Source organism: Acinetobacter sp. Q186-3 (genome assembly GCF_013420655.1).
Lineage (GTDB): Bacteria > Pseudomonadota > Gammaproteobacteria > Pseudomonadales > Moraxellaceae > Acinetobacter > Acinetobacter indicus.
In genome coordinates, this window is sequence record NZ_VOXS01000001.1 from 56072 (window position 1) to 69322 (window position 13251).

Sequence of the window (13251 nt, forward strand, 5' to 3'; positions counted from 1 at the left end):
TTTTACTCAAGCTTAATTCGGACTTAATTTATCAATCAGGGTGTCACTGGCTTCATTCAAGCCAATCAGCTCGACCTGAATCCCCCGAGCTTCAAATTTTTGCACCACGGTATTCAGCATATTCACTGAGGTTAAATCCCAAATATGCGCGTGAGTCAGATCAATCTTTACCTGTTGCAGATTTTCCTTAAAGTCAAAGAACTGGAAAAACTTGTCCGAGCTGCTAAAGAAAATCTGTCCGGTAATCTGATAACGGCGTGTATCCTGTACGCGTTCAGACTGAACTTTGACTTCACTTTCCAGCTTATTCACCAGGAATAAGGCCGACAGCAATACCCCAACGAAAACACCCAAGGCCAGGTTGTGTGTGGCCAGTACAATCGCCACCACGGTCAGCATCACAATATTACTTTGCTTTGGATGCTTGCTAAAGTTACGCACCGAATCCCAGTTAAAGGTGGTAAAGGCCACCATAATCATAATCGCCACCAGCGCCGCCATTGGAATATAAGCCAGCCAGTCTTTAAAGAACACCACCAGACACAGCAGGAAAACGCCGGCGACCAAAGTAGAAAGACGGGTACGCGCACCAGAGCTGACGTTAATAATCGACTGGCCAATCATGGCACAGCCGGCCATCCCGCCCATAAAACCGCTGACAATATTGGCATAGCCCTGACCACGACATTCCTGATGACGGTCACCTTCAGTTTCCGTCACTTCATTCACAATGGTGGTGGTCATCATGGTTTCCAGTAAACCCACTGTCGCAAGGGTGATGGAATAGGGGAAAATAATCGCCAGTGTTTCAAAATTCAGCGGAATTTCAGGAATTAAAAATACCGGTAAGGTGTCTGGAAATTGTCCCAGATCACTCACCGTACGCATATCGGCACCCAAAAACAGCGCCAGCAGACTCAGCACAATAATGCAGATTAAGGGTGAGGGCACCGCCTTGCCAATTTTAGGCAGATAGGGAAACAGATAAACTACCGCCAGCCCCAGGCCGACAAAGACATAGCCCCACAGATCCATTTGCATCAGCTCTGGAAGTTGCGCGACAAAAATTAAAATCGCCAGCGCATTCACAAAACCATAGACCACCGATTGCGACACAAAACGCATCAGCTTGGCCACTTTAAAATAGCCGGCCACCACTTGAATGATTCCGGTCAGTACCGTTGCCGCCAGCAAATATTGCAGCCCGTGCTCTTTGACCAGGGTAATCATCAGTAGCGCCATGGCACCTGTCGCGGCCGAAATCATTGCCGTGCGGCCACCAAAAAAGGCAATGGTCACGGCAATACAGAAGGAGGCATATAGGCCAACTTGTGGATCGACACCGGCAATTGCAGAAAAGGCAATGGATTCAGGAATCAGGGCCAGCCCCACCACCAGACCGGCCAGCACATCGGTCCGGATATTGGAAAACCACTCTTCTTTTTTCAGACTAATCACAATCGGCTTTTCATGAAACTTTAAAGGCGACTATGGTAAAACAAATGAAGTGAAAAAAGCAGCCGCAATCCACTTGAAAAAGCGCCGCGCTTGCTCAATATTGAAAAGGTAAATGTTTTTTACGCATTTACGCTTTTTTGCAATTTACAGGTTCGATCACTTGAAAGTTTGTTAGAAGCCATTTAAAACAGTTAGTAGTTATATAACAAGGATCAGATATGAAGCTTTATTATTCACCGGGTGCATGTTCTTTAGCGGCCCATATTATTTTAAATGAAATTAATGTAGATTTTGATTTAGAACGTGTCGACCTGAAAACCCATAAAACCGAAAAAGGTCATGATTATTACGAAATTAATCCAAAAGGCTATGTTCCGGCGCTTGAGATTAATCCAGGTCTGATTCTGACCGAAAACGTGGCAATTTTACCGTTTCTGGCCCAGCACGATCCAAAACAAGATTTAATTCCGCCATCAGGCATGGGCCGTGCCAAAGTGCTGGAATGGTTAGGTTATCTCAACTCGGAACTGCATGATGCCTACGCGGTATTCTTTGGTGGCCAGTTAACCGATGATGAAAAAAATAAAGCCTATGCTGAAATTGACCGTCTGTTAAGTTATATTGATAAAACCATTGGTGAATCAGACAATGAATATCTGGTCGATGATAACTTTGGCCCAGCCGATGCCTATTTATTCGTACTGACCAACTGGTCGAACCATATCCATCATGATTTAACCCCATATACCCATATTATTGCGCTGCGCAATAAAGTGGCCGAGCGTCAATCGGTGCAGATTGCCATGCGTGATGAAGGCTTGATTCCTTGATTCAGGTCTAAAAAACGCAATAAAAAAGGACTCAAGCAGAGTCCTTTTTTCATGTTTCGCTTTTAAATCAAGTGAAACCTAGAAGATTAATTTATCTCTCGGCGAAGCTGCAATAGGGTTTATTTAAAGAAATAACCGGTTTCTGGCGAGCTGGCATTGGCCATTCTTTTACGCGGCATCCGACCTGCCAGATAAGCTTCACGACCTGCTTCCACTGCTTTGCGCATTGCCGAAGCCATCAGGACCGGATTTTGCGCTGCTGCAATTGCAGTATTCATTAATACGCCATCACAGCCCAGTTCCATGGCAATTGCTGCATCGCTGGCAGTGCCGACACCCGCATCGACCAGTACCGGTACTTTGGCATTTTCTTTAATAATAGAAATGGTATGCGGGTTTAAAATCCCCAGTCCTGAACCAATTAAGCTGCCTAAAGGCATAATTGCCACACAGCCCATGCTTTCCAGTTCTTGTGCCACAATCGGATCATCCGAGGTGTAGACCATAATCTCGAAACCATCATCAATAAGCGTACGCGCTGCCTTTAAGGTTTCGGTGATGTTTGGATACAGGGTTTTTTCATCGCCCAGTACTTCCAGTTTTACCAGATTATGACCATCGAGCAGTTCACGTGCCAGCATACAGGTACGCACTGCACTGTTGGCATCAAAACAGCCGGCTGTATTTGGCAAAATGGTATATTTTTCTGGTGGAATCACAGACAGCAAATTTGGCTGATCGGGATGCTGACCAATATTCACGCGACGAATAGCAACAGTTACAATTTCCGCACCGCTGGCCTGAATGGCCAGATCTGTTTCCTGCAGATCTTTATATTTTCCCGTGCCCACCAGCAAGCGCGAGTTAAAAGTGCGTGAACCGATTTTAAGTAGGGTGTCTTCCATACGTGCTCCGTCTTAGCCGCCGCCAACGGCATGAATAATTTCAATGCGGTCTTGATCATGAATAGGGGTGCTTTCCAGTCGGCTTTTCGGCACAATCATCTCGTTTTGTTCTACCGCAAAACGTTTGCCTTCCAACGCCAGTTGTTGCACCAGTTCTAGTAAATTATGGCACTGTGTCTGTTGTAATTCGCCGTTTAAATAAATGTGCATACCTGCAGTTTCCTAGCTGTTCCGTTCCCGAATTATCGGGCATATTTCATGGCATTCCAGGCCAGTACCAGCCAGCCGGCAATCATTAGCGCACCGCCAATTGGGGTAATGGCCCCCAGACCGCGCGGCAAACCTAGCGCCATCACATACAATGAGCCACAGAAAAACACAATCCCGACCTGAATCAGCAGGAAGCTGGCTTTAATGGGAAATTGAGTCATGACTTTGGCCAGAATCGCCAGTGCCAATAATCCGAGGGCATGATAGAAAAAATAATCAGTCGCTGTTTGCCACCACGCCAGTTGAGCTTCTGTTGCGCGTGCTTTTAAGCCATGTGCCCCAAATGCACCTAACATCACCGCAAGTGCTAAATTAAGGGCAGAAATTGCAATCCACATAGCAAGAATGACCTGAGTAAATTTGCGCTCAACCTTAACATTTTTCCGGGCAACGAGAAAGTGAAAAACTTTCACCCTGAAATGTGGTATTGAATCCATTGCTGTCCCACAATTTTTCACAAGAGGAAGCTCATTTGAGCTTCCTCTTGTTTTATGGGTATTTTATCGGGTGAAAATAAAGCTTTTAAAGTTCTTCTTTCAAACAAATTCACTTGAATTATTCTGAGTAAACGTTGAACTGTCCAACCTGTTTTTCCTAAATGTCGAGCGAAACTCACCAATAAATAGGCGATCATCGCAATCCAGATTTGTGTCTGAATTGCGTTCCTGCTGCGGCCTAGAAACGCTTTTAATTTGAGATTCTGCTTAATCGCCTTAAAGAACAGCTCAACTTTCCAACGATCTTTATAAATCGCCGCAATGGTGGAGGCGGCTAAATGAAAGTTATTGCTGAGAAAGCTAAAGTGCTTGCCACTTTGCTGATCTCTATATTCAATTCTTCTTATCACTGGGGCTTTTCTTTTTAGGGCATGTGCGCTATTCAGCTGAATGGTTTCATCTTTTAGAATACCTTTTGAGATTCTGCTTAATCGCCTTAAAGAACAGCTCAACTTTCCAACGATCTTTATAAATCGCCGCAATGGTGGAGGCGGCTAAATGAAAGTTATTGCTGAGAAAGCTAAAGTGCTTGCCACTTTGCTGATCTCTATATTCAATTCTTCTTATCACTGGGGCTTTTCTTTTTAGGGCATGTGCGCTATTCAGCTGAATGGTTTCATCTTTTAGAATACCTTTGGATTCAAGCACTGGATGTTGCTGGATCACCTGATACACAGATTTAGGCCTAAAACGTGTGACAAATCCAATGTTTTGAGCAGTCAGATTTGCATACCATTGGTAATCGACATAGCCTTTATCAAAAACTACAATGCTGCCAGCAGGAAACTGGAATTTACGGCCTTGTACCATGTCATTTTCTTTGCCATTTTCAACTGCAACAAACTCAGGAATATCATTGCTGTGATTCAATCCTATACTGAGTTTCATGCTGGCTTTTGAGTCGTGAACTTTGGCCCATTCACATAAGGAAAGCGACAGGTCAATATGACTGGCATCCAAGGAATACAAGGGATTCTTAAAGCGAAATTTATGAGCTACTTTTGAGTGTTCATAGTATTTAAGCAACTTGTAAAATAGCTGTTGATACAAGGTAGCAGGCTGCTGCTCATTGATTCGTGCCAGCGTGCTTCGGGGAATAGACTTTGCTCCGAGATGACTTAGCTTTTCCTGTTGGCACTCCAAATTGGATTGAATATCTCTCAGACTTTGCCTACAAGAGAATTGAGACATCAATATGGCAATAAACTGATCCCACCGGGAAGCCGCTCTAAATTTCTGTCCAACATGGTGTACTTTAGCAAGTTGTTCAAAATCCTGTCGCACAACAGGTTTAATTAGCTCATGAAATACGGTATTCTGATGTGACAAAACCTGAATCCTGGTCGTTAAAGTGTTTGTTTGCACTCATATTTTAACTGTTAGGACTCAGGTTTTTTTATTTAAAGCAAACTATGGGACAGCAGTGGTATTGAATCCAGCTTTTTGATTTTAGGGGGGAAGAAAATGGATTTCTTTAAGATCATCGCCCGGTTTCAGCAAGCACAGACAGCAAAAAAGGGCAGATCGCCCTTTTTTAACTTTAGCACTCTGGAATCATCACTTAGTTAGATGACATTGCCACTTTAATTTTTTCCATGGCATTTTTTTCAAGCTGGCGAATACGCTCCGCAGAAACATTATATTCAGCTGCCAGTTCATGCAGGGTCGATTTATCATCATCTAACCAGCGACGCTGCAAGATATTACGCGAACGGTCATCCAGCTGCTCCATGGCTTCATGCAGGGCAGAGGTACTTTGTGCCTCATAATCTTCATCTTCGACCAGACGGGCCGGATCGTAACGGTTATCTTCTAAATAAAGCGCCGGCGCAACATGGGTAGTGTTTTCACTTTCATCATCATTTTGCGCTTCGAAAGCCGCGTCATAAGCGGTCAGACGGCCTTCCATTTCCAGGACCTGTTCCGGAGTGACATTCAGGTCGTTGGCAATCGACTTGGCTTCTTCCAGCGTCAGTTTTTTGCTGGATTTTTTCAGGCTGCGTAAATTAAAGAACAGTTTACGCTGTGCCTTGGTGGTGGCAATTTTAACAATACGCCAGTTACGGATCACGTATTCGTGAATCTCGGCTTTAATCCAGTGCACGGCAAATGACACCAGACGCACGCCCATATTCGGGTCGAAGCGTTTCACGGCCTTCATTAGACCGAGGTTGCCTTCCTGAATCAGGTCGCCTTGTGGCAAACCATAACCTGCATAACTACGCGCAATATGGACTACAAATCGCAAATGCGACATGACCAGCATTTTTGCTGCATCTAAATCTTGATCGTAATAATAACGTTCAGCTAACTCTTTTTCTTGTTCAGCCGTTAAAATAGGAATTTGATTGACGGTACTAATATAAGCACCGAGATTTACGCCTGGCGCAGATAATGACAGGGGCATCAACTGATTGCGGCTGTCACTCATGAGTTCTCCTTATAGGATCGGTGGGTCGTATTACCTGTAAATTTCATCTTAATACCAATATCCTTGCAAATTAAGGAAAAAAGGTAGAGAAATGTAAAGTTTTATGCCAATGCATGCTGTTTACTTTAATTGAAAATTATTTAATTTCAATAAAGTAATGAAACTCGTTGGCAGAAATTTGTGTCAATTCACAGCCGTACTGGTGAATCTGACAATAGCGGCTGACATCTTGCTGACTATGCGGGTCAGAGGACTTGAGCAGAAAGTGTCCGGCGCCGGTTTTTTTTAAAGCGCGTTTTAGCATCAGTAAGGGCATGGGGCAGGGTTGTCCCATCGCATCAATGGTGATCATTTCATCGACAGAGTTGTCCATAATCTGCTTTAATCGGGTCTTTAAAAAAGGACTCAAAATATTAGCAAATTTGATGCCAAATCTAAAGTTTATTTGCGGTTTTTATCAAAATATAACATTGAAAAATCTTGAATTAACTTTGTCAAAAAAAGCATGAATTCTGAATAAGATAAATCAAAAAAAATCTATTATTTGTCATAAACCCGTGTTAAGCTCGATGCGTATTTAGGATTTGAGATAGGCAGTTGTTGTTTGTCGCCCTATTACAAATTGGATGTAACCGGGATTTTGTTAATAGTTATACAGAATGATTACAAGCTTAGAAATAAAAATATTTTTAAACTTTGTTTACTCTGCTGTTTGCAACACCGGGTGGTCCTTCTTTTTAATCAATGAGGATTAACTTATGACAGCTCGTGAACAAGGCGTAGTTAAATGGTTCAACGACACTAAAGGTTTTGGCTTTATTCAACGTAACGGCGGCGACGATGTATTCGTTCACTTCCGTGCGATTCAAGGCGAAGGCCACCGTTCACTTCGTGACGGTCAACGTGTTGAGTTCAGCGTAGTTAAAGGTCAAAAAGGCTTCCAAGCGGAAGAAGTACAACCTTTAGACTAATCGTTGGATTAATCTGAAAAACGCTCCATCTATTGGGGCGTTTTTTGTTTATAATATGATACGTTTTTGTGATTAATAAGTTAGAGCACATTTTTATGTCATCTGGTTTTGAAACCTTAAATTTACATCCGAAACTGAGACAAGCTATTGCGGCCTTAGGTTTTAAGGAAATGACGCCCATTCAGCAAAAGGTTTTAAAATTTACTTTGGCTGGACATGATGCCATTGGTCGCGCCCAGACCGGTACCGGCAAAACCGCTGCCTTCCTCATTAGCGTAATCAATGACTTATTGAATAATCCTGTGAAAGAGCAGCGTTTCCGTGGTGAGCCGCGTGCCCTGATTCTGGCACCGACGCGTGAACTGGCCTTACAGATTGAAAGCGATGCCAAAGAGCTGGTGAAGTTTACCGACCTACATGTAGTGACCTTGTTGGGCGGTGTCGATTTTGACAAGCAAAAAGCGCAGCTGGATAAAAACTTTGTCGACATTATGGTCGCGACCCCGGGTCGTCTGATTGACTTTGTCGAGCAAAAAGAAGTCTGGCTGGATCAGCTGGAATTTCTGGTGATTGATGAAGCCGACCGTTTACTGGATATGGGCTTTATTCCATCGGTAAAACGGATTGTGCGTTTTTCACCGCGTAAAGAGCAGCGCCAGACTTTAATGTTCTCAGCCACTTTTAGCTATGATGTGCTGAATCTGGCCCAGCAATGGTTATTTGAACCGGTGACTGTCGAAATTGAACCGGAAAAGAAAACCAATGCCGATGTCGAGCAGCGCGTATATATGGTGTCGAATTCAGACAAATATAAACTGCTGCAAGATATTTTGCGCGACGAGCCGATTGAAAAAGTCATGATCTTTGCCAACCGCCGCGATCAGGTGCGCCGTCTGTATGACCATCTGAAACGTGATGGCTATAAAGTGGTGATGCTATCTGGTGAAATTGCCCAGGATAAACGCCTGAAAATGCTGGACCAGTTTAAAAATGGCAAGCACAACATCATGATTGCCACCGATGTTGCCGGACGCGGCATTCACGTCGATGGTGTATCGCATGTGGTGAACTTTACCTTGCCAGAACAGTCAGATGACTATGTACACCGTATTGGTCGTACCGGTCGTGCTGGTACGCGTGGGGTCAGTATTAGTTTCCTGGCCGAAGATGATGCCTTCTATTTGCCAGAAATTGAAAAAGCCATCGGGCAAAAACTGCCATTAACCCGTTTAGATGGTTATTGCTAGGTTTTGATTTGCTGGGTGGGTGCTGAGGCAGCTACCCACATGAAATAAAAAATGGATCAGCCCAAAAGGAACTGATCCATTTTTTATTTCATCTTTTGATTACGTTCAGATTAGTTGGCCTGACAGCGGAAGGTGAGTACGGTCTGATAATCATCATCCTGTGCCAGCTGGGCATTACGACCCGAGATGGTGCCGAGCACAGTCGCGGCAGCCTGAATCATCTGTCCGGTCTGTTCATCGACCACGCCTTTTAAAGCGCCGTTATAAGTGGTCTGTTCATCGACCACCACCGGTGTAGCGCGGCTACCACAGGTTTTGTTGGCCGCACTAATCGCATTGTTTTTGGAGATGATATTGCTTTTACCTAAACCGGTGACTTCGTACTGATTATTTTCTTTCTGAATTGCCAGCGAAGAGGTCGGGTTTGAAGCACAGGCGGTCAAAAATAGCGCAGCGGTGGCTGCAGCACTTAAACCAATCAGCTTGTTCATGTGTGGTCCCCATATTTTATTTGTTGAATCAGTCATCTATCTAAACATATCTGCACTTTTAGAGTTTGTAGAAGCTGTAAAGAAATGCAGTTTTATATAGTGGCTCTGTGACAGACAAGCCGGCCATTAAAACTCAGGATTTATACAAATAACCCAACGCAAATAGAGTAAATTCTGTGGTTTATGCTAATCTTGAGGCAGATTTTATAGATAGATATAAGCCAATGACGGATACAATGGAAGCTACGGTTCATCAGAATATTCATCAACGTCAGTCGATTGGGCATCTGGTCGAGCCGGCACCGAATGCAGCGCAGCTGGAGCGTGCCTTTCAGGCAGCCTTGACCGCGCCTGATCATCATCGTTTAAAACCGACCCGTTTTGTGGTAATTCCGGCAGAGCGCCGTGAAGCCTTTGGCGAATTGCTGGTACAGGCCCTGGCCGATTTGGGCCAGGCCGATGCGGTGCAGCTGGAACGTGTGAAACATCATCCTTTTCGGGCGCCATTACTGGTGCTGGCACTGACCAAATTCCAGCCGCATCCTAAAGTTCCGGATTTTGAGCAAACCTTAAGTACCGGGGCGGCGGTACAGAATTTCCTGCTGTCTTTGCAGGCCCAGGGCTTTGCCAGTATGTGGCGCAGTGGTGCCGTGGTTGAATCAAAATTATTGAAAAAAGCTTTGAAATTAAATGAAGATGATTTAATTTCAGGCATCATCTATATTGGAACTGCCGCAAAAGCGATTGCGCCGCGTGCGGACATTCAGACTGACGCCTATGTCAGTTACTGGACGGAATAAGCATCGCATACGGCTGAGGATATAAAAATAATGTCAGAATTGAATTTTGCCAGTCTGGTAGAACCGGTCAATATTGATCAGAAAACCGCATTAAGAATTACCGTCTTGGGTGGGGGCAGTTTTGGTACCGCAATGGCCAATACCGCGGTGCGTAACGGCTGCGATACCATGATCTGGATTCGGGATGAAGCCACCGCTGAAGAAATTAACCGCACTCATATCAATAAACGCTATTTGCCGGATTTTCCTTTAGAGCCGGGCTTAAAAGCAGTATCGGATCTGGAACTGGCGGTGCGCGACCGAGATATTATTTTGGTCGCCATTCCAAGTCATTCTTTTCGTGATGTGCTGAAGCAGATTAAGCCGTTTATCACCTCGCAAGCGGTGGTGTCCCTGACCAAGGGTATTGAGGCCAAAACCTTCTGCTTTATGAGCGATATTATTCGCGCCGAATTGCCGGAAGTGCCGTATGGGGTGCTGTCTGGCCCGAACCTGGCCAAAGAAATTGTAGCCGGGCAGCCCGCCGGAACCGTGATTGCCAGCCAGTCAGAACTGGTGCGTTATGCGGTGCAGCAGGCACTGCACAGTGCTTTATTCCGTGTATTCGGTAGTGATGATGTACACGGGGTTGAACTTGGCGGGGCGTTAAAAAATATTTATGCCGTGGCGATGGGCATGGCTGCCGCGTATAACGTCGGTGAAAATACCAAAAGTATGATTCTAACCCGAGCCTTAGCTGAAATGAGCCGTTTTGCGGTCAAGCTGGGCGCCAACCCGCTGACGTTCCTTGGTTTGTCAGGTGTCGGTGATTTATTTGCCACCTGTAGCAGTCCATTGAGTCGTAATTATCAGGTGGGGTATGCACTGGGCAAAGGTAAAACCCTGGAACAGGCCACACAGGAACTGGGCCAGACTGCAGAAGGGATTAATACCATTGTGCAGGTCAAAGCACGTTCTGAAGAGCTGGATGTGTATATGCCAATTACCAGCGCCTTGTATGATGTGATTTATGAAGGACAGCCGCCGCTGACGATTGCACTGGCACTCATGAAAAATGGCCATCGTAGTGATGTAGAGTTTGTATTGCCGCATCATGAAGTATAAATTGGTTAAAATATGACAGTTTGATGAACCGAACTGTCATATTTACTGCTTATAATGCGGACAAAATGAAATAAGGAAATGTATATGCAATTGACCCTGGTGCGTCATGGTGAAGCTTCACCACCCGTGCATGGTAATGATATTAAACGTCCCCTGACCGAACGTGGGCATATCCAGGCACAGCAAACGGCAGAGTATTTAAAAGATCTGATCCGTCCGGATGTGTTTGTGGTTAGTCCGCTGTTACGTGCCCAGGAAACGCTGGCGCATATCCAGACCTATTTTAAAGATGTGCCTGTGGTGATCTGCAATACCATTAAACCGGATGATGATGCGACTCAGGCTATTGAGTGGTTATCGCATTTGCCTTATGAATCAATTGCGGTGGTGTGTCATATGAATGTGGTGGCACATATTGCAGAGCAGTTAACCGGGGAATCTTTCCATCCTTATGCGCTGGCAGAAGCGCGTATTTATGAGCAGGCGGTTATTGCTGCAGGTTTATCGACACAAATAAAAAGTTTTATTCCAGACGCATAACAACACACTTTATTTCATGGCAGTACAATAACAATGTTGCAAATATGGATGCCGGAAGCCAATGGGGTTTGGCAATGGTCAAGCGGGGAGTACTGGGTTCAGGCCAATACCCTGGAAGACCTGATTCAGGCGATACAGCTTCATCAGGGTGAAGAAGCAGTGGTGTATTTTCCGAGCCGGGATATACAGATGCTGCAACAGCAGATGAGCAAGGCCCAATACAAGCAGCTGGGGCCAGACGGAATTAAATTCCTGCTAGAAGAATTTGTGGTATTGCCAATTGATGCCATGAAAGTGCTGCATCATTTTCAGCAGCCGGACCGCCTGACTTTACTTGGTGTGGCGCAAAGCCATGTCGAAACCTTGCAACATGCTTTGGCGCTATTGCCGGTCAAAGTCACGGCCTTATTGCCAGACTTTTTATTGCTGCCAGTGCCTGAGCCTGATCATATTGTGCTGGCCAATGTCTGTGGCCGGTTGCTGGTACGTGAAAATGAATATCTGGGCAGCTCGGTCGATGATCTGGCTTTATTTCTGGATTATCAGGCGCCTGAACAGCGTTATCAGATCAGTAATTTTACCGCCGAACAGATGCACAGTATTGAGGCTATCAGCACGCATGAGCAGTTAAGCTCTTTCCATTATGAAGTGCCGGTGCTGAAAAAAGTCAAACAGCATCCTTTTAATATTTTACCCAAAGCCAAAAGTGAATCGGGCATTTCGGGTTACTGGAAAGCCTGTGCTGCGGTATTTTTGGGGATTCTGGTGGTGCAGTTCAGTTATGATGCCACGCGCTGGTATCAGTATAAAAAAGTTGCGAATCAGACCGCGGTGCAGGCGATTGATCAGTTTAAATACTGGTTTGGGCAAAACTATCCGGTCACCGAGCAAAATATTAAAAGCCAGTTTGAATATCAGTTAAAACAAAGCCAGACTGCCGATACCCAGGCCTTACAGCTGCTCAGTCGGATCGGGCCGGTATTGATGCAGAATCAGATTGTGGCCAGACGGGTCAATTATGATCTGTCCAGTCTGAATATGGAATTACAGGCCAGCTCTGCAGCCAGCTTGCAGGCATTGACCCAGCAATTAAACCAGCTGGGCTTTAAAGTCGAGCTGGGTAATATTCAACCGGCCGCCAACGGCGCAATCGGACTGGTGAAAGTACAATAATGAAAGCAGTAGAAAAAATTCAGCAGCGTTGGGATCAGTCGCTGGAAAAATTAAATGACTATTTAGATACGCTGAGCTTGCGTGAACGGATCATGGTGATTTTTACCGGTATTTTTGTACTGGTAGCCGCCATCGGATCGGCGCTGTGGTATATGCACGGCGCGGCAGATCAGCAGCAAAAACGGCTCAATACCTTAAAAGATCTGGTGGTGTGGATGCAAAGCAACGCCGTGACCATGAAGCCGGCCGGGGATGTACAGCTCAGCAGTCTGGAAAAAGTACAGCGCGTGGCACAGCAGCAGGGTTTATCGGTGGCATCGCAGCAGTCGGGTGAAAAAATTCAAATTGTAAGCAGTCATGCACAATATTCAGTGCTGGCCAATTTCCTGACCCAGCTGGCACAAATGGGATTAAGCATTGAAAAAATGGAATTAATTTCCGATGCCGGGCAGATTAAATTAACGGCGACAGTGCAATAACCGGTAAAAATAAACAATGGTCAAGCATGGTGTTTTCAACAATCTGGGCCTATAA

15 protein-coding genes and 2 pseudogenes are annotated in these 13251 nt (G+C 45.1%); 8 read left to right on the forward strand and 9 right to left on the reverse strand.

Annotation, left to right across the window (positions count from 1 at the left end):
• Positions 1 to 12: 12 nt before the first annotated feature.
• Complete coding sequence (locus tag FTT64_RS00250) at positions 13 to 1458, reverse strand: SulP family inorganic anion transporter (RefSeq protein WP_005177090.1); 1446 nt, start codon at positions 1456 to 1458, stop codon at positions 13 to 15.
• Between the two features lie 218 nt (positions 1459 to 1676).
• Between FTT64_RS00250 and FTT64_RS00255 the strand changes: the two genes are divergently transcribed.
• Positions 1677 to 2288, forward strand: coding sequence for a glutathione binding-like protein (locus FTT64_RS00255; RefSeq protein ID WP_005177091.1), 612 nt, complete (start codon positions 1677 to 1679; stop codon positions 2286 to 2288).
• Between the two features lie 119 nt (positions 2289 to 2407).
• On the opposite strand, the gene FTT64_RS00260 is transcribed toward FTT64_RS00255, so the two are convergent.
• The 7 genes and pseudogenes from FTT64_RS00260 to FTT64_RS00290 form a co-directional block, all read right to left on the reverse strand.
• Positions 2408 to 3193, reverse strand: a complete 786-nt coding sequence (locus tag FTT64_RS00260) for a thiazole synthase (protein WP_005177093.1) — start codon at positions 3191 to 3193, stop codon at positions 2408 to 2410.
• Positions 3194 to 3205: 12 nt separating this feature from the next.
• Positions 3206 to 3403, reverse strand: a complete 198-nt coding sequence (thiS, locus tag FTT64_RS00265; protein ID WP_005177095.1) for a sulfur carrier protein ThiS — start codon at positions 3401 to 3403, stop codon at positions 3206 to 3208.
• 32 nt (positions 3404 to 3435) lie between these two features.
• Complete coding sequence (locus FTT64_RS00270; RefSeq protein WP_005177099.1) at positions 3436 to 3801, reverse strand: DUF423 domain-containing protein; 366 nt, start codon at positions 3799 to 3801, stop codon at positions 3436 to 3438.
• A gap of 116 nt (positions 3802 to 3917) precedes the next feature.
• Positions 3918 to 4169, reverse strand: a pseudogene (locus FTT64_RS14565) (IS4 family transposase); the annotation flags it as partial.
• Between the two features lie 217 nt (positions 4170 to 4386).
• A pseudogene (locus FTT64_RS00280) lies at positions 4387 to 5289 on the reverse strand (IS4-like element ISAbe18 family transposase); the annotation flags it as partial.
• Between the two features lie 232 nt (positions 5290 to 5521).
• Positions 5522 to 6391: an RNA polymerase sigma factor RpoH gene (gene rpoH / locus FTT64_RS00285; RefSeq protein WP_005177101.1), complete on the reverse strand. Its 870-nt coding sequence runs from the start codon at positions 6389 to 6391 to the stop codon at positions 5522 to 5524.
• Positions 6392 to 6527: 136 nt separating this feature from the next.
• Positions 6528 to 6764: a sulfurtransferase TusA family protein gene (locus FTT64_RS00290; RefSeq protein WP_005177103.1), complete on the reverse strand. Its 237-nt coding sequence runs from the start codon at positions 6762 to 6764 to the stop codon at positions 6528 to 6530.
• A gap of 385 nt (positions 6765 to 7149) precedes the next feature.
• Between FTT64_RS00290 and FTT64_RS00295 the strand changes: the two genes are divergently transcribed.
• Together FTT64_RS00295 and rhlB are read left to right on the forward strand one after the other, a co-directional pair.
• Entirely contained in the window at positions 7150 to 7362 is a 213-nt protein-coding gene (locus FTT64_RS00295; RefSeq protein ID WP_005177104.1) for a cold-shock protein, read from the forward strand.
• A 95-nt stretch (positions 7363 to 7457) separates the two neighbouring features.
• Positions 7458 to 8609 carry an ATP-dependent RNA helicase RhlB gene (gene rhlB / locus FTT64_RS00300; protein WP_005177106.1) on the forward strand — a complete coding sequence of 384 codons (1152 nt, stop codon included), beginning with the start codon at positions 7458 to 7460 and terminating at the stop codon, positions 8607 to 8609.
• Between the two features lie 110 nt (positions 8610 to 8719).
• Here rhlB and FTT64_RS00305 read toward each other — a convergent pair whose 3' ends face one another.
• Positions 8720 to 9100, reverse strand: coding sequence for a hypothetical protein (locus FTT64_RS00305; RefSeq protein WP_005177108.1), 381 nt, complete (start codon positions 9098 to 9100; stop codon positions 8720 to 8722).
• A gap of 224 nt (positions 9101 to 9324) precedes the next feature.
• Here FTT64_RS00305 and FTT64_RS00310 point away from each other — a divergent pair, with 224 nt between their 5' ends.
• From FTT64_RS00310 to gspM, 5 genes are all read left to right on the forward strand, one after another.
• Positions 9325 to 9900: a nitroreductase gene (locus FTT64_RS00310; RefSeq protein WP_168407148.1), complete on the forward strand. Its 576-nt coding sequence runs from the start codon at positions 9325 to 9327 to the stop codon at positions 9898 to 9900.
• Positions 9901 to 9930: 30 nt separating this feature from the next.
• Positions 9931 to 11004, forward strand: coding sequence for an NAD(P)H-dependent glycerol-3-phosphate dehydrogenase (locus FTT64_RS00315; RefSeq protein ID WP_016658361.1), 1074 nt, complete (start codon positions 9931 to 9933; stop codon positions 11002 to 11004).
• A gap of 84 nt (positions 11005 to 11088) precedes the next feature.
• A complete protein-coding gene (locus tag FTT64_RS00320; protein ID WP_180181932.1) occupies positions 11089 to 11544 on the forward strand; it encodes a histidine phosphatase family protein in 456 nt (151 codons plus the stop codon).
• A gap of 33 nt (positions 11545 to 11577) precedes the next feature.
• Positions 11578 to 12717, forward strand: coding sequence for a type II secretion system protein GspL (gspL, locus tag FTT64_RS00325; protein WP_075175183.1), 1140 nt, complete (start codon positions 11578 to 11580; stop codon positions 12715 to 12717).
• Positions 12717 to 13196, forward strand: a complete 480-nt coding sequence (gspM, locus tag FTT64_RS00330; protein ID WP_168389884.1) for a type II secretion system protein GspM — start codon at positions 12717 to 12719, stop codon at positions 13194 to 13196. The genes gspL and gspM overlap by 1 nt, the downstream gene beginning before the upstream one ends.
• Positions 13197 to 13251: the final 55 nt, after the last annotated feature.

Coding starts and splice junctions, on each gene's coding strand:
- rpoH (WP_005177101.1), bottom strand. CDS start 6,391: ATGAGTGACAGCCGCAATCAGTTGATGCCCCTGTCATTATCTGCGCCA.
- rhlB (WP_005177106.1), top strand. CDS start 7,458: ATGTCATCTGGTTTTGAAACCTTAAATTTACATCCGAAACTGAGACAA.
- thiS (WP_005177095.1), bottom strand. CDS start 3,403: ATGCACATTTATTTAAACGGCGAATTACAACAGACACAGTGCCATAAT.
- FTT64_RS00315 (WP_016658361.1), top strand. CDS start 9,931: ATGTCAGAATTGAATTTTGCCAGTCTGGTAGAACCGGTCAATATTGAT.
- FTT64_RS00305 (WP_005177108.1), bottom strand. CDS start 9,100: ATGAACAAGCTGATTGGTTTAAGTGCTGCAGCCACCGCTGCGCTATTT.
- FTT64_RS00255 (WP_005177091.1), top strand. CDS start 1,677: ATGAAGCTTTATTATTCACCGGGTGCATGTTCTTTAGCGGCCCATATT.
- FTT64_RS00320 (WP_180181932.1), top strand. CDS start 11,089: ATGCAATTGACCCTGGTGCGTCATGGTGAAGCTTCACCACCCGTGCAT.
- gspL (WP_075175183.1), top strand. CDS start 11,578: ATGTTGCAAATATGGATGCCGGAAGCCAATGGGGTTTGGCAATGGTCA.
- gspM (WP_168389884.1), top strand. CDS start 12,717: ATGAAAGCAGTAGAAAAAATTCAGCAGCGTTGGGATCAGTCGCTGGAA.
- FTT64_RS00290 (WP_005177103.1), bottom strand. CDS start 6,764: ATGGACAACTCTGTCGATGAAATGATCACCATTGATGCGATGGGACAA.
- FTT64_RS00270 (WP_005177099.1), bottom strand. CDS start 3,801: ATGTGGATTGCAATTTCTGCCCTTAATTTAGCACTTGCGGTGATGTTA.
- FTT64_RS00310 (WP_168407148.1), top strand. CDS start 9,325: ATGACGGATACAATGGAAGCTACGGTTCATCAGAATATTCATCAACGT.
- FTT64_RS00260 (WP_005177093.1), bottom strand. CDS start 3,193: ATGGAAGACACCCTACTTAAAATCGGTTCACGCACTTTTAACTCGCGC.
- FTT64_RS00295 (WP_005177104.1), top strand. CDS start 7,150: ATGACAGCTCGTGAACAAGGCGTAGTTAAATGGTTCAACGACACTAAA.